The sequence below is a fragment of the Mesorhizobium marinum genome, from assembly GCF_040813675.1.
Classification (GTDB): Bacteria; Pseudomonadota; Alphaproteobacteria; order Rhizobiales; family Rhizobiaceae; genus Mesorhizobium_K; species Mesorhizobium_K marinum.
This window is the reverse complement of record NZ_JBFOCI010000008.1, coordinates 109,762-134,116: the sequence shown is the minus strand read 5'-3', so window position 1 is coordinate 134,116 and position 24,355 is coordinate 109,762. Positions and strand designations below refer to the sequence as shown.

23 protein-coding genes and 1 tRNA gene are annotated in these 24,355 nt (G+C 65.7%); 13 read left to right on the top strand and 11 right to left on the bottom strand.

What is annotated here, in order from left to right; all coding sequences use genetic code 11:
* Nucleotides 1–85: 85 nt before the first annotated feature.
* The 5 genes from ABUE31_RS21110 to ABUE31_RS21090 form a co-directional block, all read right to left on the bottom strand.
* Nucleotides 86–826 carry a hypothetical protein gene (locus ABUE31_RS21110; RefSeq protein ID WP_367725724.1) on the bottom strand — a complete coding sequence of 247 codons (741 nt, stop codon included), beginning with the start codon at nt 824–826 and terminating at the stop codon, nt 86–88.
* Between the two features lie 9 nt (nt 827–835).
* A complete protein-coding gene (locus ABUE31_RS21105) occupies nt 836–1,417 on the bottom strand; it encodes a protein-S-isoprenylcysteine O-methyltransferase (RefSeq protein ID WP_367725723.1) in 582 nt (193 codons plus the stop codon).
* A 45-nt stretch (nt 1,418–1,462) separates the two neighbouring features.
* Nucleotides 1,463–2,131 carry a hypothetical protein gene (locus tag ABUE31_RS21100; RefSeq protein WP_437344166.1) on the bottom strand — a complete coding sequence of 223 codons (669 nt, stop codon included), beginning with the start codon at nt 2,129–2,131 and terminating at the stop codon, nt 1,463–1,465.
* Between the two features lie 143 nt (nt 2,132–2,274).
* Nucleotides 2,275–2,418 (bottom strand): ABC transporter, encoded by a 144-nt coding sequence (locus ABUE31_RS21095; RefSeq protein ID WP_367725722.1) that lies wholly within the window; start codon nt 2,416–2,418, stop codon nt 2,275–2,277.
* Between the two features lie 171 nt (nt 2,419–2,589).
* Nucleotides 2,590–3,153: a L,D-transpeptidase gene (locus ABUE31_RS21090; protein ID WP_367725721.1), complete on the bottom strand. Its 564-nt coding sequence runs from the start codon at nt 3,151–3,153 to the stop codon at nt 2,590–2,592.
* A gap of 286 nt (nt 3,154–3,439) precedes the next feature.
* On the opposite strand from ABUE31_RS21090, the gene ABUE31_RS21085 reads away from it, so the two are divergent.
* Nucleotides 3,440–3,865: a L,D-transpeptidase gene (locus ABUE31_RS21085; RefSeq protein ID WP_367725720.1), complete on the top strand. Its 426-nt coding sequence runs from the start codon at nt 3,440–3,442 to the stop codon at nt 3,863–3,865.
* Nucleotides 3,866–3,872: 7 nt separating this feature from the next.
* Here the strand turns inward: ABUE31_RS21085 and ABUE31_RS21080 are convergent, their stop codons facing one another.
* The 5 genes from ABUE31_RS21080 to ABUE31_RS21060 all read right to left on the bottom strand — a co-directional run bounded on the left by ABUE31_RS21080 (nt 3,873) and on the right by ABUE31_RS21060 (nt 9,370).
* The gene (locus tag ABUE31_RS21080) at nt 3,873–5,381 is read right to left on the bottom strand and encodes a tripartite tricarboxylate transporter permease (protein WP_367725719.1); all 1,509 of its coding nucleotides are present in this window, start codon (nt 5,379–5,381) and stop codon (nt 3,873–3,875) included.
* An 11-nt stretch (nt 5,382–5,392) separates the two neighbouring features.
* Nucleotides 5,393–5,848: a tripartite tricarboxylate transporter TctB family protein gene (locus ABUE31_RS21075; protein WP_367725718.1), complete on the bottom strand. Its 456-nt coding sequence runs from the start codon at nt 5,846–5,848 to the stop codon at nt 5,393–5,395.
* A 92-nt stretch (nt 5,849–5,940) separates the two neighbouring features.
* Complete coding sequence (locus tag ABUE31_RS21070) at nt 5,941–6,918, bottom strand: tripartite tricarboxylate transporter substrate-binding protein (RefSeq protein ID WP_367725717.1); 978 nt, start codon at nt 6,916–6,918, stop codon at nt 5,941–5,943.
* Nucleotides 6,919–7,115: 197 nt separating this feature from the next.
* Complete coding sequence (locus ABUE31_RS21065; protein WP_437344168.1) at nt 7,116–8,258, bottom strand: alpha/beta hydrolase; 1,143 nt, start codon at nt 8,256–8,258, stop codon at nt 7,116–7,118.
* 86 nt (nt 8,259–8,344) lie between these two features.
* Entirely contained in the window at nt 8,345–9,370 is a 1,026-nt protein-coding gene (locus tag ABUE31_RS21060; RefSeq protein ID WP_367725731.1) for an alpha/beta hydrolase, read from the bottom strand.
* A gap of 229 nt (nt 9,371–9,599) precedes the next feature.
* Between ABUE31_RS21060 and ilvA the strand changes: the two genes are divergently transcribed.
* The 3 genes from ilvA (at nt 9,600) to ABUE31_RS21045 (ending at nt 13,297) form a co-directional block, all read left to right on the top strand.
* Nucleotides 9,600–10,856 carry a threonine ammonia-lyase IlvA gene (ilvA, locus tag ABUE31_RS21055; RefSeq protein ID WP_367725715.1) on the top strand — a complete coding sequence of 419 codons (1,257 nt, stop codon included), beginning with the start codon at nt 9,600–9,602 and terminating at the stop codon, nt 10,854–10,856.
* Nucleotides 10,853–11,398 carry a DUF1697 domain-containing protein gene (locus ABUE31_RS21050; RefSeq protein ID WP_367725714.1) on the top strand — a complete coding sequence of 182 codons (546 nt, stop codon included), beginning with the start codon at nt 10,853–10,855 and terminating at the stop codon, nt 11,396–11,398. The genes ilvA and ABUE31_RS21050 overlap by 4 nt, the downstream gene beginning before the upstream one ends.
* Nucleotides 11,399–11,614: 216 nt before the next feature.
* Nucleotides 11,615–13,297, top strand: coding sequence for an alkaline phosphatase family protein (locus ABUE31_RS21045; RefSeq protein ID WP_367725713.1), 1,683 nt, complete (start codon nt 11,615–11,617; stop codon nt 13,295–13,297).
* Nucleotides 13,298–13,343: 46 nt separating this feature from the next.
* Here ABUE31_RS21045 and gloA read toward each other — a convergent pair whose 3' ends face one another.
* On the bottom strand, nt 13,344–13,784 hold the full coding sequence (gloA, locus tag ABUE31_RS21040) for a lactoylglutathione lyase (protein WP_367725712.1): 441 nt from the start codon (nt 13,782–13,784) through the stop codon (nt 13,344–13,346).
* A 218-nt stretch (nt 13,785–14,002) separates the two neighbouring features.
* On the opposite strand from gloA, the gene ABUE31_RS21035 reads away from it, so the two are divergent.
* From ABUE31_RS21035 to ABUE31_RS20995, 9 genes are all read left to right on the top strand, one after another.
* Nucleotides 14,003–14,587 carry a cold-shock protein gene (locus tag ABUE31_RS21035; RefSeq protein ID WP_367725711.1) on the top strand — a complete coding sequence of 195 codons (585 nt, stop codon included), beginning with the start codon at nt 14,003–14,005 and terminating at the stop codon, nt 14,585–14,587.
* Between the two features lie 49 nt (nt 14,588–14,636).
* Entirely contained in the window at nt 14,637–15,143 is a 507-nt protein-coding gene (locus ABUE31_RS21030) for a DUF192 domain-containing protein (RefSeq protein WP_367725710.1), read from the top strand.
* 41 nt (nt 15,144–15,184) lie between these two features.
* Nucleotides 15,185–15,955 carry an alpha/beta fold hydrolase gene (locus ABUE31_RS21025; RefSeq protein WP_367725730.1) on the top strand — a complete coding sequence of 257 codons (771 nt, stop codon included), beginning with the start codon at nt 15,185–15,187 and terminating at the stop codon, nt 15,953–15,955.
* 161 nt (nt 15,956–16,116) lie between these two features.
* Nucleotides 16,117–16,190: transfer RNA gene (locus tag ABUE31_RS21020), tRNA-Cys, on the top strand.
* Nucleotides 16,191–16,279: 89 nt separating this feature from the next.
* On the top strand, nt 16,280–16,951 hold the full coding sequence (locus ABUE31_RS21015) for a protein-L-isoaspartate O-methyltransferase family protein (RefSeq protein ID WP_367725709.1): 672 nt from the start codon (nt 16,280–16,282) through the stop codon (nt 16,949–16,951).
* A 180-nt stretch (nt 16,952–17,131) separates the two neighbouring features.
* Nucleotides 17,132–18,517: a TolC family outer membrane protein gene (locus ABUE31_RS21010; RefSeq protein WP_367725708.1), complete on the top strand. Its 1,386-nt coding sequence runs from the start codon at nt 17,132–17,134 to the stop codon at nt 18,515–18,517.
* 170 nt (nt 18,518–18,687) lie between these two features.
* Entirely contained in the window at nt 18,688–19,503 is an 816-nt protein-coding gene (locus ABUE31_RS21005; protein ID WP_367725707.1) for a PopZ family protein, read from the top strand.
* Nucleotides 19,504–19,649: 146 nt separating this feature from the next.
* Nucleotides 19,650–22,556: a valine--tRNA ligase gene (locus tag ABUE31_RS21000; RefSeq protein ID WP_367725706.1), complete on the top strand. Its 2,907-nt coding sequence runs from the start codon at nt 19,650–19,652 to the stop codon at nt 22,554–22,556.
* Nucleotides 22,557–22,885: 329 nt separating this feature from the next.
* Nucleotides 22,886–24,124 (top strand): OmpP1/FadL family transporter, encoded by a 1,239-nt coding sequence (locus ABUE31_RS20995; protein WP_367725705.1) that lies wholly within the window; start codon nt 22,886–22,888, stop codon nt 24,122–24,124.
* The last annotated feature ends 231 nt before the right edge of the window (nt 24,125–24,355 follow it).

Genomic DNA, 24,355 nt, shown 5'->3' with positions numbered 1-24,355 from the left:
GAAAACCTAAAGCTGAATCCGTCCGAAAAGGGCGGCGGGGCGAACCAGGCGCTTGCGATCGGCGGCGAAACCATTCCCTAGCGCCCTATGGCCGGCTGCGCAATTCTTCGGCAATCGCGTCGTTCATGATCGCCTCCAGCCGTTCCAGCGCCCTGGCGACGCTGGCCCCGTCCATGACGCGGTGATCGTAGTGAACGCGCACGTCGACGTTTCCGTGCTCGTCGATGGGGCCGTAGTTCAGCAGCGTGGTCAGCGGCGTCAGGGGATTGAGCGACTCCGCGCCGAGGCCTGAATAGACCGAAAGCTGGAACGTGCCGAAGTACCTGGCCCGCTGGCGGCCGATGTTGAGCCCGAGCCACATCAGGAAACGCCTGAGCGGCGATGGCAAGCGCGCCATGCGCAGCGCGCGCCGGAACTCGCCGACCTCCATGACCGGGCGCGACTGCGACGCCCGGATCTTCTTGACCAAGGCGTCGAGGGGCGTGGTTTCGGGCTTCTTGACCCGGTCGAGCAGGACCACGCGCTCGCCGTCGACCTCGCGCTCGTAGGCGAGCGAGGCGATGCTCGAGGGATATTCGTAGAGATGGGGCCACGGCAGCGTCACGTAGGCGCGGCGCAGTTCCGGCGTCTCCTTTGCCAGAAGCGCATAACCCTTCATGAAGATGGCGGTCCAGGAGGGGCGGGGGTCGAGCGCCTGCCTGGCCTGCACCACAGGGCCGAGGTTCAGGCGCCGCTGCACGGTGATACGCGGTATCTTCCTGGAGAACCGCATCAGGTCGCCGACAAGGCGCCGACCGGGCGAGAGGGTTATCCAGCGGCCCCGCATGTGCCGCGTCTAGTAGACGTAGGGGATGATGCGCTTGGTTCTTGCGCAATAGGCGCGGTAGTCGTCGCCGAACGTGTCCAGCATCATCCGTTCCTCCACATCGACGCGCATGAAGAATAGCACCAGGAAACCGACCAGTCCGGCCATACCGGCTACCCAATTGGGCAAAAGGAAGGCCTGCGCCAGCGCGATCAGCAGAAACGATGCGTACATCGGGTGCCGGATCAGGCGATAGAGCCCCTGCGAGACCAGCTTGTGCTTGTCGCGAATCTCCAACGTAACCGACCAGTTGCGACCGAGATCCTTGTGCGACCTGCGAAAGACCCAGAGGCCGAACGCGAAGAGGGCGCCGCCCACGACGACCGCCCACATGCGCGGCTGGTAGTCCGCGCCCCGCGGGATGCCGGTCAACAGGTATAAGGCGGGCCACACGGCCATGCCGAACAGCGCCATCGCCAGAGCGATCTTCTCGGACCTGGACCGGTAGTCGCCGACGACGCGGACACGCCGGGCGCGCCGCTCGAACGGATAGCGTATGACGTACCAGGCGACGATGCCCAGCACCCAGACAATCTCTCCGAAGGGAGCCATCACGTATTCCGAATGAAAGTCAAATGGACCGGGCAAAGCGCCCGGTCAGCGCGTCTTGCTCGACGACGGGGCGTCCGAATCAGGACGGGTCCAACCGATGGCATTGGGACCACCATTCATCTTGCGCAGCTTGGTTATGTATTCCTGAGGCACCAGCCAGTGGAACGGCGTCTTGTACCCCATCGAACGCGCGATGTCGCCGACGAATGCATTGCAGTTGTAGATGGACGCGTGCCAGACGGGAGAACTCGCCTGAAGCTTGCGGATGTTGGCGACGACCTTCCGATATTCCGGTTCGGTCAGCATGACGCGCCAATAGGCGGACATGTATTCGGGCTCGAGATCGCCGTCGGTCCATCCTGTGGTGGATTCGACGGGCAGCACGTGGCCGGCCATGTAGACGGAGGGGTCATCGGATTTCGGGGCAAGTCCCGCCACCTCGGGCTTCACCATCCGCCCGCGCGCGTCGAGCGTTCCGAAGACGACGTAGGAATGCCCGTAGGTGTAGGCGTAACGGGAGCGGAACTCGATGAAGTAGCGTCCGGCCTTGTTGGGCTGCTTGGCGCCAAGCTTTACCGGTTTCGAACTCGATGATTCGGCGCGCGGCGACGAGGTGGCGCTGGTGGTCTGGCTGTCCGTCTGGCACGCGGCAACGAAGATCGCCAGAAACGCAACCGCAAGAATACGGACATGCGACAAGTTAGGTCGTACCACGATCTCGTTTGCCCGTATTCAATTGATCCGATTGTGTCACGGACGAAAAAGCTGTCGCGATTCAAGAATCTCTCAGAGGCGCGTTCGTCCGCGTGGCAGGTTGGGGAAGGCCCGAAAAAGGCCTTCCCACATCCCCGATTGTCTTACTTGTACACAGGCGCCGGTGCCGGCTCTTCGTACACGGGCGGAGGAGCCTTGCCCTTGCCCTTGCCCTTGCCAATGTTGGCGCAGCCGGCAACGCTTGCGAGAGCGACGCTGGCAACGACCGCGATCAGGATTTTGCTCATTCGAAAGGTCCTTTCCGGAGTGATCACGTACTGGTCACAAATTCGAGCGTAGCTTTGAAATTCGCCGCTACCTAGTGCAGAAAAGTCACACTCGGCCATTTGCTTTGATCTGCGGGCAGAATAGCCGATGACATGCGGGCTCCAGCAAGAATGCAATTCTTGGTGGACTACTCAGATTACAAGTACCGACGTCCCGACCGGCGTGCGCTCGTAGAGATCGATGACATCGTCGTTGAGAAGGCGGACGCAACCGCTCGACACCGCCCTCCCGATGGACCACGGCTCATTGGTTCCGTGCAGCCGGAACATGGTGTCCTCGTCGCCGCGGTACAGGTAGAGCGCCCGTGCGCCCAGGGGATTGTCGGGTCCGCCCGGCACGCCGCCGGCATATTGAACGAGGCGCGGCTTGCGCCGCATCATGTTCTCCGTCGGGGTCCAGGAGGGCCACTCGGCCTTGCGCCCGATTCTCGCCCTGCCTTTCAATGAAAGGCCTGCCTGTCCGACGCCCACGCCGTAGCGCGTCGCCCAGCCGTCGTCCTCGACCAGGTAGAGGAACTTTTCGTTGGTGTTGACGACAATGCTGCCGGGCTGCCCGACGCCGCTGTATTTGACGCGTTGGCGGCGGTATTGCGGGTCGATCCGGGCGTTCTTGTTATACTTGACGCCGTCGACCTCGATCATCTCGCGCCGTTCCGGCATGCATCCGCTTGCCGCCAGCGCAATTCCAATCCACATCAACTTCCGGCGGGTAAATGTCTGGTTCATCCCTGCCTACTGATCTTCATGGCCCCCCCTGCCAATAGCATCCGCGCACCCCAACGGCCAATGCGGAAACCGGGTGTGACAAGCGGCAGCCCGCCGGTGTGCCATTAATGTGACAGGTGGCAGGCAATCAGCCGGCCGCGCTCGACGAGGCGCCGTGAAGGGTTGCGACCGACCCCGGCCAACGCCGCGATCAACCCAATGATAACGTTTGGCGACCCCTAATGGCGGCCAAGGGACACAGACAAGGGCTGGGGTCATGAAACGATTCGTCCGATTCTTCGCCGCTTTCGCGGTGTTCGCGCAGGCTTCCACGGCATATGCCGCCACGCTGACCGCGAATGTCTCGCTCTCGACGCAGACGATGACGGTCATCCACCGCGGCACCGTGATCGGCCGCTGGCCGGTGTCGACGGCGCGCCGAGGCAAGGTGACGCCGACCGGGAGCTGGACGGCGAAGTGGTTCTCGCGCCACCACCGGTCGAGCCGCTACGGCGGGGCGCCGATGCCGTATTCGATCTTCTACAACGGCAACTACGCGGTCCACGGGACCTACCAGACCAAGAAGCTCGGGCGACCGGCGTCGGCCGGATGCGTCCGCCTTGCGCCCGCGCATGCGGCCAAGCTCTATTCGCTTGCCAAGAGCGAAGGCCTGGCGAACACCCAGATCATCGTTCGCTACTGATCGCGGCTCACTCGTCCTCGACGAAGACTTCCTCGCGCTTCCTGCGCACCGAAGGCAGCAGGACCACGATCAGCACCACCGCCGCGATTCCCAGCAGCGTCGCGCTGATCGGGCGTGTCACGAAGGTGGAGAAATCGCCCCGCGAAAGGATCATCGCGCGGCGCAGGTTCTCCTCGAGCAGCGGACCGAGCACGAAGCCGAGCAGCAGCGGCGCCGGTTCGCAGCGCAGCTTGACCAGCAGATAGCCGACCAGCCCGAAGAAGGCGACGGAATAGAGGTCGTAGATGTTGGAGTTCACGCTGTAGATGCCGATGGCGCAGAAACCCATGATGATCGGGAACAGCACGTAGTAGGGGACCGTCAGGAGCTTCACCCAAAGCCCGACCAGCGGCAGGTTGAGGATGACCAGCATGACGTTGCCGATCCACATCGACGCGATGATGCCCCAGAACAGCGCCGGCTGCTCCGTCGCCACGTTGGGACCGGGCACGATGCCCTGGATGATCATCGCGCCGATCATAAGCGCCATGACCGGGTTGGCCGGGATGCCGAGGGTCAGGAGCGGAATGAAGGACGTCTGCGCGCCGGCATTGTTGGCGGACTCGGGGCCGGCGACGCCCTCGATGGCGCCCTTGCCGAACTCGTCGGGGTTCCTGGCGACGCGCTTCTCGACCGTGTAGGAGGCGAAGGCCGCCAGGATGGCGCCGCCGCCGGGTAGCACGCCCAGCGCCGAACCCAGCGCGGTGCCGCGCAGGATCGGCGCGGCCATGCGCTTCCAGTCCTCGCGGGTCGGGAACAGGCTGGTGACCTTCTTGATGGCGACCGATCGCTCGTGCTCGTCCTCCAGGTTGCGCAGGATCTCGGCAATGCCGAAAACGCCGACCGCGACCGCGACGAAGTTCAGCCCGTCGGAGTATTCGCGGATGCCGAGGTTGAAGCGCGGCGTTCCGGTGTAGATGTCGGTGCCGACGAGGCCGAGCAGCAGGCCGAGCACGACCATCGCCAGCGCCTTGACGATCGAGCCCGAGGCAAGCGCGATCGACGAGATCAGCCCCAGCACCATCAGCGAAAAATACTCGGCAGCGCCGAACTGGAGCGCGATCGCGGTGAGCGGCGGGGCCAGCAGGGCGACAAGGAAGGTCGAGACGGTGCCGGCGAAGAACGAGCCGATCGCCGCGGTGGCGAGCGCCACGCCGGCGCGACCCTTGCGCGCCATCTGGTAGCCGTCGATTGCCGTGACGGCCGACGAGGATTCGCCCGGCAGGTTGATGAGGATGGCGGTCGTCGAGCCGCCGTACTGCGCGCCGTAGTAGATACCTGCCAGCATGATCAGCGCGGCCGTGGGGTCGCCGATCTGGAAGGTGATGGGCAGCAGCATGGCGATCGTCGCGGTCGGGCCGATGCCGGGCAGCACGCCGATCAGCGTGCCGAGCAGCACGCCGATGAAGCAGAAGCCGAGATTGTAGACGGTCGAGGCGACCGAGAAGCCGAGCGCGAGATTGTCGAACAGGTCCATGGCCGGGCCCCCTAGCGCCCGCCCAGCCAGGGGCCGAACAGGCGGAAGGGCAGGCCGAGCCCGCCAACGAAGACCAGCGTCGTGAACGCGGTCATCAGCACTGCCAGGACGAGCGCGACGGGCAGGCGCATCTTTGCCGAGGCGAAGGAGGCGAGCAGCGTCGACAGGAAGATCGAGGGGACGAAGCCGAGGTCCTTCAGCGTGACCGCGAAGAGCACGGGGGCCGGAAGGATGAACGCCATGCCGCGCAGCGCGAAACTGCCGATCGGCTCTCCCGCTACCCGCGTCGCCTGCGCGACGATGACGAGGCCCAGGAGCATGAGCGCGACGGCCAGGAAGAGCGGAAAGAAGCCAGGCCCCATGCGGAAGGGCGTGCCGAGATCCATGGTCAGCGACACCGAGGCGAAATAGATGCCGAAGGCGACGAAGATCGCGCCGCACAGCGCGTTGGCGCGATCAATGACCATCATGCTCTCCCATCCTGCAAAGCCGGCCTGCCGGTAGCAGCGGCAGGCGCTTGCCGCGGGGAGCGGCCGGGCCGCTCCCCGGTCGAAAACGGTCAGTCGGCGTACTGGCCGGCGGCCTCGATGACCGGCTTCCAGCGGGCGATCTCGCTCTCGAGCTTGGCCTTCAGCGCCGCAGGCGTGGCGTCGGCTTCGGACGAGGGCGCGGTGCCCAGTTCGGCGAAGCGGGCGACGACGTTCGGGTCCTTGAGCGCCACCTGCAGCGCCTTCGAGAGCCGTTCGGTGACTTCGGCCGGCGTGCCCTTCGGCGCGTAGAGCCCGTGCCAGATACCGAATTCCATGCCGTCGATGCCGGCTTCCCTGGTCGTCGGCACGTCCGGCAGGACGTCGAGGCGGGCGGGCGTCGTCACCGCGTAGGCCTTCACTGTGCCGGCCTGGATGTGCTTGGTCGTGTTGGTGGTCTGGTCGCACATGATGTCGACCTGGCCGCCGAGAAGGTCGGTCATCGCCGGGCCGGTGCCCTTGTAGGGCACGGTCACCAGCGGGGTGCCGATGGCGCTCATGAACAGCATGCCGCACAGATGCGAGGCGGCGCCGATGCCGGCATTGGCGACGGTCACCTTGTCGGCATTGGCCTTGGCGTATTCGACGAGGCCGGCGAAGTCGGCGGCTTCCATGTCCTTCCTGGCGAGGATGGTCATGGGCACGTCGGTGACGAGGCCGACATATTCGAAGGCGTCCAGCGTCTTGAAGGGCAGGTTGCGATAGAGCGTGGCCGTCGTCGCCATGCCGATATGGTAGAGCAGCAGCTTGTAGCCGTCGGGCTCGGCGTCGGCGACCTGCTTGGCGCCGAGCGTGCCGCCCGCGCCGCCGACATTCTCGACGATGATCTGCTGGCCGAGGTCCTTGGACATGGCCTCCGCGACCAGGCGCGTCACGGTGTCGGTCGGGCCGCCGGCCGAAAACGGCACGACGATGGTTATCGACCGGTCCGGGTAGGTCTGGGCCGATGCGGCATGGGGCAGCGCAAAGGCGGCGGTGGCGATGGCGATCGATGCCAGCAGCGATTTCATTGCTTCTCTCCCTGAATTGCAGACGTTCTTATGGTCGTCAGTCGCGTACGGTGGCGTTCACCTTTGAAAGATTGCGCGGAAAATCAACCCAAAACCGCCGCCGGGGCGCGCCGTGGCGGGCCATCTAAGACCAAAGGCGTAGGCGTCCGGGCGGCTGACCCAGGGGAATGGCGGCCGGTTGCGGAGGCGGCGCGCACCTAGCGGACCGCGCCGAGCGTCAGGATCTTGAGCGGCGTGGTGATGATGATCTCGGCGGCCTGGCCGAGGCCGCCGGCGAGCTCGTTGACGCGCTCGTTGGCCTGCTGCGGCGTCGGCTCGAGGCTTTCGGGGAGCCTGAGGCGCTCGCCGAGCAGCTGAACGAGGACCGGGTTGTCGGCGAACTTGGCGTGGTTCAGGCGGTCGCCCGACTGGATTGCGCTGAGGTCGACGACGGTGACGCCGAGCGCGGCCAGTTCGCCGGCGCTGGCCTCGTCGCCGACGCGCGCCTTCTTGCCGGCGATCAGGCTCGAGAAGCGAAGCGCCCGGTCGTCGTCGGACAGGATGACCACGAACGGCAGGTCGGGCTTGCCGTAGCGGATCATCTGCTTCTTGAAGATGTCGACGTCGATGTCGGGGGAGGCCAGGACGACGTAGCCCAGCTTGCCGCCGAGGTCGCGGTTGCCGCCGATGGCGAGCTGGCGCAGCACCTCCATGGCGAGCCAGTTGCCCATCGAATGGGCGATGATGTCGATGCTCTTGATGCGGCGGGACCGGGCGAGCATGACCAGCGTCGCCTCGAGATCGTCGCGGGCGGCGGTGCTGCTGTCCTTGTCGTAGACATAGTCGCGGGTCTTGGCGCCGGAGGCCCAGGAGAAGAGCACCGTGGTGCCGGGATACTTGGTGTCGTGGGCGAGCTGCGTGGCGCGGTAGATGCCGTCGTCGAACCCGGTGTTGTAGCCGTGCACGAAGACCAGAACGCGCTGCCCCTCGTCGGCGACGGCGGTGGTGAAGGCGTCGCCGGACTTGTAGATGGTCAGGTCGGTCGCGGTGAAATCGGTGGCCGGGTTGCCGGCATTGCCGTCCTTTGCGCGCTCGATCTTGCCGATCTCGTGGTTCCGCGGAACGGTCACGCCGACCTTGGCGAACGCCAGCTGGTCCGACCGTTCGCGGTCGAAGACGACGGTCCGGTCCTGCGCCTTCTGCCTGGTGGTGGCGACGAAGATGTCGTGCCTGGCGGCGACGCTCGAGGCGGGCACTGCGGTGGGGTTTACGGCTAGCAGTTCGTGGTTACGCTCGCTGATGCAGCCGGAGGCCGACAGCGCGAGCAGGACAACGATCAACAGTCTTGGACGCACTACGATACTCCGGCAACCCTGGCGCGCTCGCAAGAACGGATAGGGCCAGATCGGCGCACGGTCCAGCCGAAAGTATCGACGGCCAGGGCGGACTAGGAGCCCTGGCCGAGCAGCTTGATGCGGTCGGTGACCTCGCGGTCGCTGGCGAAGCCGTCGTCCTCGCGCAGCCGCTGGCCGAGCAGCCTGACGAGAGCGGGATTGTCGGCGAACTTGGTGTGGTTGAGGCTGTCGGCGCCCTTCTCGTGGCTGAGGTCGACGACCACGACGCCGAGGTCGGCAAGGTCGGCGGCGTTGGCATAGTCCCCGACGCGCGGCTTGTTGCCGGCGAGGATGCCGGAGAGCTTGAGGGCGCGGTCGTCCGCCGACAGCATCAGGAAGAACGGCCGGTCCGGCTTGCCGTAGCGGCGCATCTGGCTGCGGAAGACGTCGACGTCGATGTCGGGCGAGGCCAGCACGACGTCGCCGAGCTTGCCGCCGAGGTTGCGGTCGCCTGCGAGCGCGAGCTGGCGCAGCGCCTCCATCGTCACCCAGGTGCCCATCGAGTGCGCGATGATGTCGATGCGCCGCGCTCCGGATTGGGCAAGCAGGCGCAGCGTCACCTCGAGCTGGTCGCGTGCGACGCTGGCGCTTTCGCGGTCGTAGACATAGTCCTTGGTGCTGCCGCCAGACGCCCAGGAGAACAGGACCGGCGTGCCGGGGTAGCCGGAATCGTGGGCGATCTGGGTGGCGCGGTAGACGGCGCTGTCGAAGGACGTGTTGTAGCCGTGGATGAAGATCATGACGCGGCCGCCGCGCGCCGCGATGTCGGCGCTGAGCGCCGACGAGAACTGCGGCTGCGCTTCGTAGGCGACCACGTCCGTGGCGGTGAAGAACTTCAGCGGGTCGTCGGCCTTGCCCGGCTTCTTGCGCTCGATCCTGCCGACCTTGTGCGCCTTGGGAACCGTGACGTTCACGCGGGCGAAGTTGAGCTTCGAGGACCGCGAGTTGGTGAACACCTTGGCGTCGGACGACGCCTCGCGCGTGGTCGCCACGAAGATGGAGTGGTTGCCCGAGATGTCGGTGGCAGGCACGGCGACGGCCGCTGTACCGATCAGATCGGTCGCGTTGTCGTTCGTCATGCAGCCGCCGGCGAGCAACGCCAGGGCAAGGATCAGAAGCTTCGGGTTCAGCACGCTTTACGGTCTCCGGCCGCTCGGCCCGTTTTTTTGGTGGACCCTCCCGGAACCTCCGATCAAGGCATTAGCATGGCACGGGGGCGATAAAGCGGCCCGCAGGGAACATGCTGTCCCGCGGTGTTGCGCAAATGCCAAAACGGGGGCAGGTACGGGCGTCAGAACCGGGAGCCAGATGGTGAGCTTCGTCAGCCGAGTTTCGAGCGCCGCCGACGCGCTGCGGTCGCTGTTTCCCGCAACGCCGCTGCAGGAGAACGACTACCTGTCGAAGAAGTTCGGCGCCCGCGTGCTCCTGAAGCGCGAGGACCTGACGCCGGTGCGGTCCTACAAGATCCGCGGCGCATTCAACTTCTTCCGGCACGCGCTCGCGGCCGGCGACCATGCCGACCTGTTCGTCTGCGCGTCGGCCGGCAATCATGCCCAGGGCTTTGCTTTCGTGTGCAGGCACTTCGGCCGGAAGGGCGTCGTCTACATGCCGGTGACGACGCCGCAGCAGAAGATCGACAAGACGAAGCTGTTCGGCGGCGACTTCGTCGAGATCAGGCTGCACGGCGATTTCTTCGACGCCTGCTACCGCGCCGCCCTCGATTTCGCCGAGGCCAGCGGCGCGCGGATGGTGCCGCCGTTCGACCACAAGGACATCATCGAAGGACAGGCGACGGTCGCCTTTGAGATCGCCGAGCAGATGGCAGGTGGGCTGGCCGCCGACATGCTGATCCTGCCGGTCGGGGGAGGCGGGCTTTCGGCTGGCGTCACGCACTATTTTCATGAGCTTGGCGCCGACATGCGCTTCGCGTTCTGCGAACCGGCCGGCGCGCCGAGCCTCGCCCGCAGCCTGGCCGCGGGGCGGCGCGTGAAGCTCGACAGGGTCGACAACTTCGTCGACGGCGCGGCGGTCGCCGAGATCGGCCGCGAGCCGTTCCGCCGGCTCAGGGATTTTCCCGCCGATGCCGTGAAGCTCGTCCCGGAGAACCGGCTCTGTGCGACGATGATCGAGATGCTCAACATCGAGGGCGTCGTGCTCGAGCCGGCGGGCGCCCTGTCGATCGACGCGCTCGAGGATTTCGCCAGGAAGGACATCCGGGGCAAGACGATCGTCTGCGTGGTGTCGGGCGGCAATTTCGACTTCGAACGGCTGCCCGACGTCAAGGAGCGCGCGCTGCGCTTCGAGGGCCTGAAGAAGTATTTCGTCTTCCGCTTCCCGCAGCGGCCGGGCGCGCTCAGGGACTTCCTGGACCTGCTCGGTCCGGACGACGACATCGCCCGCTTCGAATATCTGAAGAAGTCGGCGCGCAATTTCGGCTCGGTCCTGATCGGCATCGAAACCAAGGATCGACGCAACTTCGAGGTGCTGGCCAAGCGGTTCCATGAGGCGGGCTGGGCCTACCAGGACATCACCGACAACGAGACGATCGCGGGGCTGGTGATATGACGGTCCACATCGTCCTGTTTCGCGGCGTCGGCGGGGCGACGCAGCTTCCCGTAAAGCCGCTGCGCGAGGCGCTGACGGCGGCCGGCTTCAAGGACGTCGCGACCTACATCAACAGCGGCAACGCGGTCTTGTCGTCGCGCAAGGGCGCCGCCGGCGTGGCCGCCGATGTCGCGAAGATCGCAAAGAAAGAGTTCGGCTTCGACAAGGCGATCCACGTCGTGACGCGCGAGGACTGGACCGCGCTGATCGACAACAATCCATTTCCCGAGGCGACGCAGGTCCCGAAGTTCCTGCATGCCGCAGTGCTGGCCGAGAAGCCGAAGTCCGGAGCTGTGGATGCGCTGCGCGCATTCGCCAGGGGCAAGGAAGGCATCGAGGTCGTCGGCGATGTCGCCTACCTGTACACGCCGGACGGATTCGGCACGTCGAAGCTGGCCGAAAAATTCGACAAGGGGATCGGCGTGCCGAACACGGCGCGCAACTGGAACACGGTGATCGCGCTGGCCAAACTGGCCGACGCGATCAAGCAAGGTTCGCCCTAGGCGGGACGGCAATTCCGCAATCATGCTGGCCGCCGGCCTCGACGCCACGCTGGCCCGAACAGGGTTCGCCAAACGCCTCAAGCAAAACACGCGCGGGATTCTGCCCCGCGCGGCGAACAACTGCCTGGTCCTGGAACAATAGGGGACATCGAGCGGACATATTGCGTTCCGTGGAAATTTTCATATAGATCGAAAAGTGTATTTTTGGGGTATATCTTGCTTATTGACATTTTAGCCGCGTCTGCAATAAAATTTTTGTTATCGTTGTCGATTTTGGCTCCTGATTTCATATTAAGTCGCAAATTTGTATTTACAAATAAGAGAAGTGCTTTTCGATATTTTTTGTCGTCCCTTATTCTTACGATTCCAGTATTTTTTTCTGGAATGAATTTTTCTACCGTTGCGATCTTGACCTTATCGTTTTTGATAATTTCTGCCTGGCACGTAAACTACAGGTATTTTGGAGAGGTATTGGGCCCCGACTCCCTCGCGCTTCTCGTCAAGCCGGATCATTTCCGGGACGTGGTTTCGGTGGGCTTTGACGAAGTCCGGACCTTCGTGCCTACGCTCTCGGTGGTGGCGCTCTGCCTGGTTGTCTCGATCTACCTGGTCTCGTGGTCTCCAGACCATGACTTTCAATGGTGGTCTTCCGTCCTCGCCTGGCTGGTCCTGATCGGCGCCGGGTTACGGATGGCCCTGCGCAGAAGGGCGAGGCACGACTATCCGAAGTTGCATATGCCAGGCCTGTTCGGCGGACTCCATGCCTTGGCGCTGGCCGTCAAATGGGGCTTCACGCTTCCCAAGACGCTGCAGGGCGCAGTGAAATACTCCATGCAGCCGGCGCGGGACGCCCTTGTGATCGTCCTGATGGGGGAAAGCATAAATCCCGCCAGGATGGGATTGTTCTCCGGATTGGACACGACTCCGCGGATCGACGCGATCATGGCAGGCGCCGGGCCCAGCCGAGGGGCTGCGAAGACTGGCTTTTCGGCGGCGGTGGCATCCAACTCCAGCGTCGTCGGATTCCTGTCCGGAAGCCCGTTTCCCTGGCATACGGAAGGGAGCCGATCGCTCTTCAACCTTGCTCGCTCCCAAGGCTTTGCGACGCGCTATTGGTCGGGTCAAGCCGGCTCTCCCGTCGATGTCCTTGGAGACAAGGAGGCGATCGACGACATCCATTGCCTCGAGAACGCCCCGGAGTCTTTTGGCGCGAGGAAGGACTGGCACCTTCTCGACAGGCTGAACGAGAGACCATTCGGCGACAGGGAGTTCGCGCTTCTCTATCCCCGCTGCAACCACGCGCCCTTCCACTGCCACGACCCCAATGCTTCGCGCCACGCGCCGAACAGGAAGATCAGCGACATTTTCGAGCACTACGACGCGGGAATGCGGGTGTTCGACGCGTTTGCGTCCGACCTGATCGAACACCTGCAGAAGGACGGCCGCCGCTTCTTCCTTTTCATCACGTCGGACCACAATGAAATGCTCAGCGATCGCGACGGGCTGAGAGGGCACAGCCTCAGCGGCCAGGCGATTGGCGCCTTCGTTCCTCACCTGTTGCTGACCAACGATCCCGAGAGCGATGTGTTCCGGGACTTCTCGACGCAGACAACTCCGACGGCCTGGAGCGTGGTCGAACTCGTCCTGAGGATCATGGGCGTGAAGGCGACGGTCGAGCCGGCGCTCGACACCAAATACGTCGGCAACAGCCTCCCATTTTGCAAAGCCGGACACATGAGGGTCTGGGGAGACGACAGCCCGTTCCGCGTCGACAACTACGATCGGGCGGGAACGCTGCAGGGGTCAAAGGAGTTTTCGAAGGAGCACTGGCTGGGCATGTACCGAAGGCCGGTGCAGCCTCAGCCGGCAGCCGAACAACTGAAGGCTGAGGCACTTTGAGGCGGAGGCGGCGGGATGGCGCCTTCCGCCTCCGGCGTTGCCGCGGTCACCAGCTGCCGGTGTTGGCCATCGACGCCCAGGGCTCGGCCTTGTCGAGCGCGCCGCCTTTCTGAAGGAGCTCGATCGAGATGCCGTCGGGCGAGCGGATGAAGGCCATGTGGCCGTCGCGCGGCGGGCGGTTGATGGTGACGCCGCCCTCCATCAGGCGCTGGCAGGTCGCGTAGATGTCGTCGACCTCGTAGGCGAGGTGGCCGAAGTTGCGCCCGCCCTTGTAGTCCTCGGTATCCCAGTTGAAGGTCAGTTCCACGAGCGGGGCCTTGGTGTTGATGCCGGTCTGCTCGTCTTCCGGCGCCGCCAGGAAGATCAGCGTGAAGCGGCCCTGCTCGTTCTCGATGCGCCGGACCTCCTTGAGGCCGAGCTTGCCGACATAGAAGTCGAGCGACTCGTCGATGTCCTTCACGCGGACCATAGTGTGGAGATAGCGCATGGATTTACCCCGGTGTTTCGTCAGGTGGGGAACATAGGGCGGCGGTCGAGGGGCGGCAACCGCGCAGGCGGCGTTACTGGCGCGATCTGGCGCGCGCGCGGTCAATTCCTGGGGCATACGCGAAAAAACGCAGGGGCAGCCCTTGCACACAAGCTTCGGCGCAGTGTTATTCTTCAAGCAAGAATCAGTAGTACCGGTCCGTGACAGGGGATGTTCTGATGGGGGAAAAGGCCTCTATCGCGAGGCATGGCGATGCCAGGGACGAAGCCTTCGAGGGCGGCGACGCTGATGTCGTCGAAGTTTCCGGCGCAATCAAGTGGTTCGATGTCGCCAAGGGCTACGGCTTCGTGCTGCCCGACGAAGGCGGGCGCGGCGATGTCCTCATCCATGTGACCTGCCTGAGACGCGACGGCTTCCACACCGCGCTGGAAGGCGCGCGCGTTGTCTGCCTCGTGAAGCAGGGCGACCGCGGACTGCAGGCCTTCCGCGTCGTTTCGATGGACAACTCGACCGCGGTGCATCCGGCGGAGATGCAGGACCAGCGCACGCATGTGGTGGTGACGCCGGAGAGCGGGCTCGAACGCGCCCTGGTGAAGTGGTTCAACCGCACCAAGGGTTTTGGCTTCCTGACGCGCGGCGAGGGCACCGAGGACATCTTCGTGCACATGGAGACGCTGCGGCGCTACGGCCTGACCGAGCTTCGGCCGGGGCAGGTGGTGCTGGTGCGCTTCGGGCGCGGCGACAAGGGGCTGATGGCCGCCGAGATCCATCCCGACATAGGCACCCTGCCGGTCTCGCACTGACGTTCCGCCCGGTTCCGGAGATAGGACGGGCGCGCCGGGGAACAGCCGAATGATCCGCAATACCGTTTTCGCCGTGGTCGCGGTCCTCGTCATCGTCGCCGGGCTTGCCGTCTATCTCGGGCTGCCGCAGGAGGCGGCGGACCAGGCGATGCGCCTGCCGGTCGACCCGGCGCCGCTGATCGCCGAGACGGCGAGCGGCGAGCACTCCTTCACCATCGAGATCGCCGACGACCAGAGCGAGCGGTCGAACGGGCTGATGTTCCGCAAGACGATGGACGACGACCATGGCATGCTGTTCGTCTTCGAGCAGACGCGGCCGGTCGGATTCTGGATGAAGAACACGCCGATGCCGCTCGACCTGATCTTCATCGGCGAGGACGGCAAGGTGATCGACGTCCTGCCCGGCGAGCCATTTTCGGAAGCGCAGATATCACCGGGCGAACCGACCCGCTTCGTGCTTGAACTGAAGCGCGGCATGGCGGAGAAGGCGGGCATCAAGGGTGGCGACGTCCTGCGCCACCCGGCCATCGCCAACGCGGCCGGCGAAAGCGGCTAGCGCTTGCGGTGGTCTCGATACTGAAAGGCATCGCCGGCTCGATGAAATTCTTCGCGCATGACGGTTTCGACCTCGCCTATATCGACCAGTCGCCGTCGCCGGCAGCCGAGACGGTGCTGCTCATCCACGGCTTCGCGTCGACGCATATGGTGAACTGGGTCTCGCCCGGCTGGGTGAAGACGCTGACCGATGCCGGCTACCGAACGGTCGCGCTCGACAATCGCGGCCACGGCGCCTCCACCAAGAGCTACGATCCGGCCGACTACACGCCGCAGAAGATGGCAGGCGACGCCTCGGCGCTGCTCGATGCGCTCGGCGTCGAGCGCGCCCATGTTATGGGCTATTCGATGGGCGCGCGGGTGGCTGCGTTCCTGGCGCTCGCCGAGCCGGCGCAGGTCGCGACGCTGATCCTCGGCGGCTTGGGCAGCGGACTTGTCGACGGCGTCGGCGACTGGGACCCGATCGCCGAAGCGCTGCGCGCCGACGATCCCGCGAGCGTGACGCATCCGCGCGGCAAGGCGTTTCGCGCTTTCGCCGACCAGACCCGGAGCGACCGCGAAGCGCTGGCCGCCTGCATCACCACGTCGCGGGTCGAGCTTTCGGAAGCCGACGTTGCCCGGATCACGCAGCCCACGCTCGTCGCGGTAGGCACCAAGGACGACATCGGCGGTTCGGCGGAGGAACTCGCAGCGCTGATGCCGAACGCGCAGAGTTTCGCGATCGAAGGCCGCGACCACATGCTCGCGGTGGGCGACAGGACGTTCAAGAAGCGCGCCCTGGAGTTCCTGGCGGAACACCCGATCAACGGCTGAAACCGCAGGGGCGCAGGGCTTTTGCCGGCGTCTGGCGGGAGACGGCATCGCGCCTGCGCGGCCCAACCCCACGGCAACCGCTTAAACGGCGGACAGCGACCCCATGCCGCTTGACGCCCAATGCGGCGCAACCTATTGAACCGGTGCGCCTGAAGCGGCGAGGCCTCGTGGCGGAGTGGTTACGCAGAGGACTGCAAATCCTTGCACCCCGGTTCGATTCCGGGCGAGGCCTCCACTTCACGCGGCGGGTCCGGGCGCCTTTGCGTCGCCCGCAAACGCGAAACTGAGGGGCGCGCGGCGCGCGCATGGGCCGGACCTGACACGATGACAGCCGATTTCGCCGAACTCCGCGTCAAGATGGTCGACGGCCAGCTTCGCACCACCGACGTGACGAACTTGCCGCTGCTGACGGCGATGCTCGAGGTGCCGCGCGAGGATTTCGTGCCGGATGCGCGCAAGGCGCTGGCCTATATCGACGACGACATCCTGCTTACCGATCGCGGCGGGCCGGGCGCGCGCTACCTGATGGAGCCGTCCCCGTTCGCCAAGCTGGTGCAACTGGCCGAGATCGGCCCGCGCGACCGCGTGCTCGACGTCGGCGCCGGCACCGGCTACTCGGCCGCCGTGCTGTCGCGCCTGGCTGGCTCGGTGGTGGCGCTGGAGAGCGATTCGTCGCTGGCGCAGAAGGCGGAAGCGACGCTGGCCCAACTCGGCTACGACAATGTTTCGGTGGTGCGCGGCGCCCTGGAGGCCGGCCACCCGCAGGGCGGACCCTACGACGTCATCGTGGTGGAGGGCAGCGTCGAGGCGCTGCCGGACGCGCTTCTCGGCCAGCTTGCCGAAGGCGGCCGGCTGGCGGTCGTGGAGGGGCACGGGCATGCCGGCGCGGCGCGGCTCTACCTGAAGGCCGACGGCGTGGCGACCGGGCGCAAGGTGTTCAATGCGGCAGTAAAGCCACTCCCCGGTTTCGAACGCGTCCGCGAATTCGAATTCTGACCCGCTGGCTCTTGCACGACACGACAAGCCATGATGCTTTAGGCGCGGGCAGGCGAAAGCCGGACTAGCGCGCGGACAGTCTGTGCCGAAACCGGTTGAAGTCCTTGGGCCCGACAGCTGCCGGGCACGCGAATCACCCGGACCTGCCGTCGGCATCTGGAACATGCATGAGGGTTGAGTGTGTCGTTGGTAGCTCGGAAACTAATCGCCGCCGCCCTGTTGACCGCGACGGCCCTTTCGTCGACGACGGCATCGGCCGAGACGCTGTTCGGCGCGCTCACCAAGGCCTACCAGCTCAACTCCACGCTGAACTACAACCGCGCCGGGGTTCGCGTCACCGACGAGAACGTGCCGATCGCCAAGTCGGGATATCGTCCGAACGTCGGAGCGGTCGGAAGCATCGACTACTCCTCGACCCATAACGCGTCGCGGCTGACCACAGGGTCGTTCGGCGTGCAGATCGACCAGATGCTGTTCGACGGGTTCCAGACGCGCAACAACGTGCGCGCCGCGGAAGCCCAGGTGCGGGCCTCGCAGGAAAGCCTGCGCAACGAGGAGCAGAATACGCTTTTCGATGCGGCGAGCGCCTACATGGACGTGATCCGCGACCGCCAGATCGCGGTGCTGACCGAGCAGAACCTGCAGTTCCTGACCGAGCAGGCGCGCGCCGCCCGCTCGCGCTTCGAGGTGGGCGAGGGCACGCGCACCGACGTGGCGCAGGCCGACGCCAGCCGCTCCGCGGCGATCGCGCAGCTGGCCGCCGCGCGGGCCCAGGCGGACGTCAGCGAGGCGACCTATCGCCAGGTCGTCGGCGAGGCGCCGGGCAAGCTGCAGGCGGGCCAGCCGCTCGCCAAGATGCTGCCCAAGACGATGGACGCGGCGATTGCCGTCGCCGCCGTCGACCACCCGGCCATCATCGCGACGAGCCACCTGGTCGATGCCGCGGCCTTCACGGTCAAATCGACAGAGGGGCGCCTGCTGCCGCAGGTTTCCGCTTCGGCCGGGGTGGCGAGCAACTACCGCAACACGGAAATCAACGGCCTGCCCGGCGTCGGCGGCTCGACCGACGGGACTTTCAACTCCGCGTCGATCGGTGCGACGCTGACGATCCCGATCTACACCGGCGGACGCACCTCGGCGCAGGTGCGGCAGTCCAAGGAATCGCTCGGCCAGGCGCGCATCCAGGTCGACGTCAGCCGCGACCAGGTGCGCCAGGCCGTGGTTTCGGCCTGGACGCAATACCTCGCCGCGCAGCAGAGCGTCGCCGCGAACCGCGAACAGGTGGCGGCGCAGCAACTCGCGCTGAACGGCGTCATCGAGGAGCGCAACGTCGGCCAGCGCACCACGCTCGACGTGCTCGATTCCCAGGCCGACGTGATCACCGCGCAGATCAGCCTGGTGAGCGCCCAGCGCGACGTCGTGGTGGCGAGCTACGCGATCGTCTCGGCAATGGGCGCGTTGACCGCCGAACGGCTCGGCCTCCAGGTCGCCATCCACCGGCCGCAGGAACACTACGACGCGGTCAAGAACAAGCTGGGCGGAACCAAGACGCCGGACGGACGCTGAGCCCGCCCGGCCGGGCGCGCCGTGCCGCCGACACAGCAATCTGTTGAAATCCCTCACGCTTCGCGTTTGGGGATTCTCCTGAGACGACCAGTCCGCTACGCTTTGGCCATTGATTCGACGTGGCCGGAGAGGACAGGCCCGCGATTTTCAAAGGGGCGGCGGACGTGACCATGGCACAAGCAAGCAGCGTACAGCGCGAACCCTCGATGGAAGAGATCCTGGCCTCGATCAGGCGCATCATCGAGGACAACGACGCCGGACGGAAGCCGGCCAACGAGGCCGAGCCCGCGCGCCCCGCCGTCGCGGCCGCCGAGCGGACCGTGATCGAGGTCGACGCCTTCCGCAGCGAATTGCGCACGCAGCCGGCTGGGCCGATCGAGGAGGCGCCGCGCGAGACTCCGCGGCAAAAGCCGTCGCTCGCCGACATCCAGGCGCAGATCGCCGCCGAGGCCGCGGCCATGCCGACGCGCTGGACGGACCTGGCGGACGACAAGCCCGCGGCCCCGGCCGCTTCGGCGATGGAGCGCAAGCCCTATGAGCGTTCGCCCGACGACATCATGAAGGCGATCGAGAATTCGCGCGCGGCCCGCGAGGACGCCCGGGCGATCCTCGGGATCCCCGAGGCGGCGAACGCGGTTGCCTCGGCTCCGGCCATCCGGAGCGAGCCGGCCGCAAGCGAGCGTCCCGTCTTCGAACAGCACGCCCCGGCAGCGCCGGTCCATACCCCGGCGATGCACATCGAGGCGCCGGTGGCGGAGAGCGCGGGGCCTAAGCCGGCCCTGCTGTCCGAGCGGGTGGAGAGGCAGGTCGCCGCATCGTTCAGCGAGCTCTCCGAGGCGTTCGCGGCGCGCAGCCAAAAGCGCTTCGACGAGATGGCGGAGGAGATGATCGCTCCGATGCTGCGCGACTGGATGGAGAACAACCTGCCGGGGATCGTCGAGCGCCTGGTGCGCGAGGAGATCGAGCGGGTGGCGCGCGGGGCCTAAAGGCACGGCCGAACTCCCCTGACGACGCGCCGCCCCGAGGCGGCGCGTGATAGCCGCGGCGCGAAAGCCAGCCCGTGGTTGACTTGCCCGTGGCCTTCCGATTTACACCGTCGCCGACACATCCGGACAGGCGGAACGCATTTCCCATGCTTGAGAAGACCTACGACGCCACGGCCGTCGAGCCGAAGATCGCGAAAATCTGGGAGAACGCCGACGCGTTCGCGGCGGGCGCCGGCGCTCAGCCGGACGCCGATCCGTTCACGATCGTCATTCCGCCGCCCAACGTGACCGGCTCGCTGCACATGGGGCATGCGCTCAACAACACGCTGCAGGACATCCTGGTCCGCTTCGAGCGCATGCGCGGCAAGAACGTGCTGTGGCAGCCCGGCATGGACCATGCCGGCATCGCCACGCAGATGGTCGTCGAGCGGCAACTGGCCGAACGCCAGATCAACCGTCGCGACATGACCCGCGAGGCGTTCATCGACAAGGTCTGGGAGTGGAAGGCCGAGTCCGGCGGCATGATCTTCAACCAGTTGAAGCGGCTCGGCGCGTCCTGCGACTGGTCGCGCGAGCGCTTCACGATGGACGAGGGCCTGTCGAGGGCGGTGATCGAGGTCTTCGTCACGCTGTACAAGCAGGGGCTGATCTTCCGCGGCAAGCGCCTCGTCAACTGGGATCCCAAGTTCGAGACGGCGATCTCCGACCTCGAGGTCGAGAACCGCGAGGTCGACGGCCACATGTGGCACTTCAAGTACCCGCTGGCCGGCGGCGAGACCTACCGCTACGTGGAGAAGGACGCCGACGGCAACGTGGTCCTGGAGGAGGAGCGCAACTACATCTCGATCGCCACCACGCGGCCCGAGACGATGCTGGGCGACGGCGCCGTCGCCGTTCATCCGTCGGATGAGCGCTATGCGCCGATCGTCGGAAAACTCTGCGAAATCCCCGTCGGCCCCAAGGAGCACCGGCGGTTGATCCCGATCATCACCGACGAGTATCCGGATCCGGAGTTCGGGTCCGGCGCGGTCAAGATCACCGGCGCGCACGACTTCAACGACTACCAGGTCGCCCGCCGCAACGGCATTCCGCTCTACCGGCTGATGGATGTGTGCGCGACGATGCGCGAGGACGGCGAGCCCTACGCCGCCTGCGCGGCCCAGGCGCTCGCCATCGCGCGCGGCGGAGCGATGCCGAGCGAGGCCGAGGTCGATGGGATCAACCTGGTGCCGGACGAATATCGCGGCATCGACCGCTACGAGGCTCGGCGCCTGATCGTAGACGCCATCAATGCCGAGGGGCTTGCGGTCACCGTTGCCGACGCCGAGGGGAACGCCGTTCCCTACGTCGAGAGCAAGAAGATCATGCAGCCGTTCGGCGACCGCTCCGGCGTGGTCATCGAGCCGATGCTGACCGACCAGTGGTTCGCGGACGCGGCGACGCTGGCCAGGCCGGCGATCGCCTCGGTGCGCGAGGGGCGCACCAACTTCGTGCCCAAGAACTGGGAAAAGACCTATTTCGACTGGATGGAGAACATCGAGCCCTGGTGCGTGTCGCGCCAGCTCTGGTGGGGCCACCAGATTCCGGCCTGGTACGGACCGGACGGGCATGTCTTCGTCGAGAAGTCCGAACAGGAGGCGCTCGACGCCGCCGTCGAATATTACCTGGCGCTCGAAGGGCCGTGGAAAGCCTGGGTCGAGGAGAAGCTGGAGAACTTCAAGCCCGGCGAGATCCTGACTCGCGACGAGGACGTTCTCGACACCTGGTTCTCGTCGGCGCTGTGGCCGTTCTCGACGCTCGGCTGGCCCGACCAGACGCCCGAACTGAAGACCTACTACCAGACCGACGTGCTGGTGACCGGCTTCGACATCATCTTCTTCTGGGTCGCCAGGATGATGATGATGGGCCTGCATTTCATGGAGGAGGAGCCGTTCCACACGGTCTATGTGCACGCGCTGGTGCGCGACAAGAACGGCGCCAAGATGTCGAAGTCGAAGGGCAACGTCATCGACCCGCTGGAACTGATCGAAGAGTACGGCGCCGACGCGCTGCGCTTCACGCTGACCATCATGGCGGCGCAGGGCCGCGACGTGAAGCTCGACCCCGCACGCATCGCCGGCTACCGCAACTTCGGCACCAAGCTTTGGAACGCGACCCGCTTTGCCGAGATGAACGGCGTCGCGCGCAATGACGACTTCTGGCTGTCCGACGCGAAGCTCACGGTCAACCGCTGGATCCTGTCGGAGCTGAAGCGGGCGGCCGCGGAGATCACCGACGGCATCTCGACCTTCCGGTTCAACGAGGCGGGAGCGGCGGCCTACCGCTTCGTCTGGAACCATGTCTGCGACTGGTATGTGGAGCTCCTGAAGCCGGTGTTCATGGGCGACGACGAGGCGGCCAAGGCCGAGAGCCGCGCCACCATGGCGTTCGTGCTCGACGAGATCTACAAGCTGCTGCACCCGATGATGCCGTTCATGACGGAAGAGCTGTGGGCGCAGACGGCCGGCGAGGGACGGACGCGCGCGACGCTGCTCTGCCACGCCGCATGGCCGGCGCCCGAGTTCGAGGACGCGGACGCGGCCTCGGAGATCAACTGGCTGATCGAACTGGTGTCGGGCATCCGTTCGCTGCGCTCGGAAATGAACGTGCCGCCATCGGCCATCGCGCCGCTGGTGCTGGTCGGCGCCGACGCCGGGACGAGGGAGCGGCTGGCGCGCCACGAGACGGCGATCAAGCGGCTCGCGCGCGTCGGCGAGATCAGCCATGCGGAGGCCGCGCCGGCGCAGTCGGCGCAGTTCGTCGTCGGCGAGGCGACCGCCTGCCTGCCGCTCGGCGACCTGATCGACCTCGGCGCGGAGGCGGCCAGGCTGCAGAAGGAACTCACCAAGGCCAGCCAGGAAATCGCCCGCCTGGACAAGAAGCTGTCGAACGAGAAGTTCGTCGCGAACGCGCCGGACGAGGTCGTCGCGGCCGAGCGCGAGAAGCTCGAGGAATACCGGGAAACCGAGGCCAAGCTCGCGACCGCGCTGTCGCGCGTGCGCAGCGAGGGCTGAGGGTCAAGGCGCATCCGGGTGTCCGTACTGGGGCGGACGCCCGGATTTCCGGTGAGCTCCGGTGCTTTTTCTGCGTAATGTTGCATTTTTGTTACAAGGTCGTCGGCGAGGCCGAGGGCAAACGCCGGTGCCCCAGCGTCTGCGGGGCTTTTTCGGCCGGAAACCATTGAATTTTGTCCGGTTCGGCTCGCCTTGCCTGCTCCCTGCAGCCGCCTCGGCGACAGAATGACCGCGTCGGCGCCCCGTCGTGCGGATCGCCCGCCAAATTGGCAGTTGCACAGAATCGGGGAAATCCATTTAGCTTGTAGAAGTGCTCCGGGGAGGGACCCATGAACAGGCTTCGTACCACCGCGCTTCTAGGGGGATGCGCGTTGCTGGCCGGGGTCGGGGCGGTGCAGGCCGGCGGGTTCGCCCGGGGAACGGCCGACACCGACATCATCTTCGAAGAAGGCAATTTCAACATGCGCGCCGGCGTGACCTTCGTGTCGCCGCAGCGTGGCTACGAGACGATCACAACACATCCCGGGTTGGGCGGCACCGGCAGCCCGGAAAAGACCAGCGACAGCGACCATGTGGACGGCTACGCGGTTCCGAGCATCGCCGTGAAGTTCAACCTGTCCGACGACCTGCGCTGCGCGGGCACCTACACGCAGAGCTTCGGCGCCGGCGCGACCTACGGCCCGGATGCGATCACCGCCGGCCTTATCGACGGCACAGGCACGATATCCGAAGGCTTCGAGTCGAACGAATTCGGCGCGACCTGCGGCTACAAGTTCGACCTGTCCAAGGGGCGCGTCTGGCTGATCGGCGGCGCTTTCGCGCAGGACTTCTCCTACCAGCAGGTGGTGCGGTTTGCCCCCGGACTGCCTTTCCCCTCGGGCGGCACCGGCACGCTGTCGTTCGATGACGACTGGCGCGCGGGCTATCGCGTCGGCGTCGCCTACGAGATTCCCGAGATCGCCATGCGCGCGCAGCTGATGTACCGATCAGCCGTAACCCATTCTCCCTCCGGCGGACCCGGCGATACCTTCGTCGTGAAGCTGCCCAATGGAACGACAGTCGCATCGTTCCCGACCGACGGCGAAGGAACATTGCCGCAGTCGCTCGAACTGAAGGTCCAGAGCGGCATCGCGCCCGGCTGGCTGGCGTTCGGCTCGGTCCGGTGGACCGACTGGAGCGTGCTCGACGTTTTGACCTACAACATCCAGGGCGTGCCAGTTAACCCGCGCGTACTCGAATATTATTACGAGGACGGGTGGACGGTCAGCGCCGGCATCGGGCACGCCTTCAACGAGACCGTGTCCGGCTCCGTCGGGCTCAGCTGGGACAAGGGCGTCTCCACCACCGAGGATGCGCTGACGGACACCTACACCGTGTTTGCCGGCGTTTCGCTGCGCGACAAGATCGGCGGCGAACTGCGCGCGGGCGCGGCGCTGAGCTACCTGACGTCGGGCTCCGTCGATGCCGATCCGACGCCATTGACGCCGGGACCCGGCAACAGCTTCGCCTATACCGTCGGAGACGACTGGAGCGTCGCGGGAACCCTGTCCTACGCCATCAACTGGTAGGCTGACCGAACGCCCGGGAGCAGGGAACCCGGCCGCCGCCGGTCATCTTTGATGTCCACTGCGGTGTTGCCGGCTTGCTACGCATGCCGCCTATCCGCGCGCTGTGGTGATTCGGCAACACTTTCTGAACAGAGTCTGCGGTAAGTTTCCCCGCGAGGAAATTGCCCCGATCCCGCCATAAACGCGGAGCACCGGAGAAGCCTCTTCTGGAGAGCAGCCGTCGGTACAAGG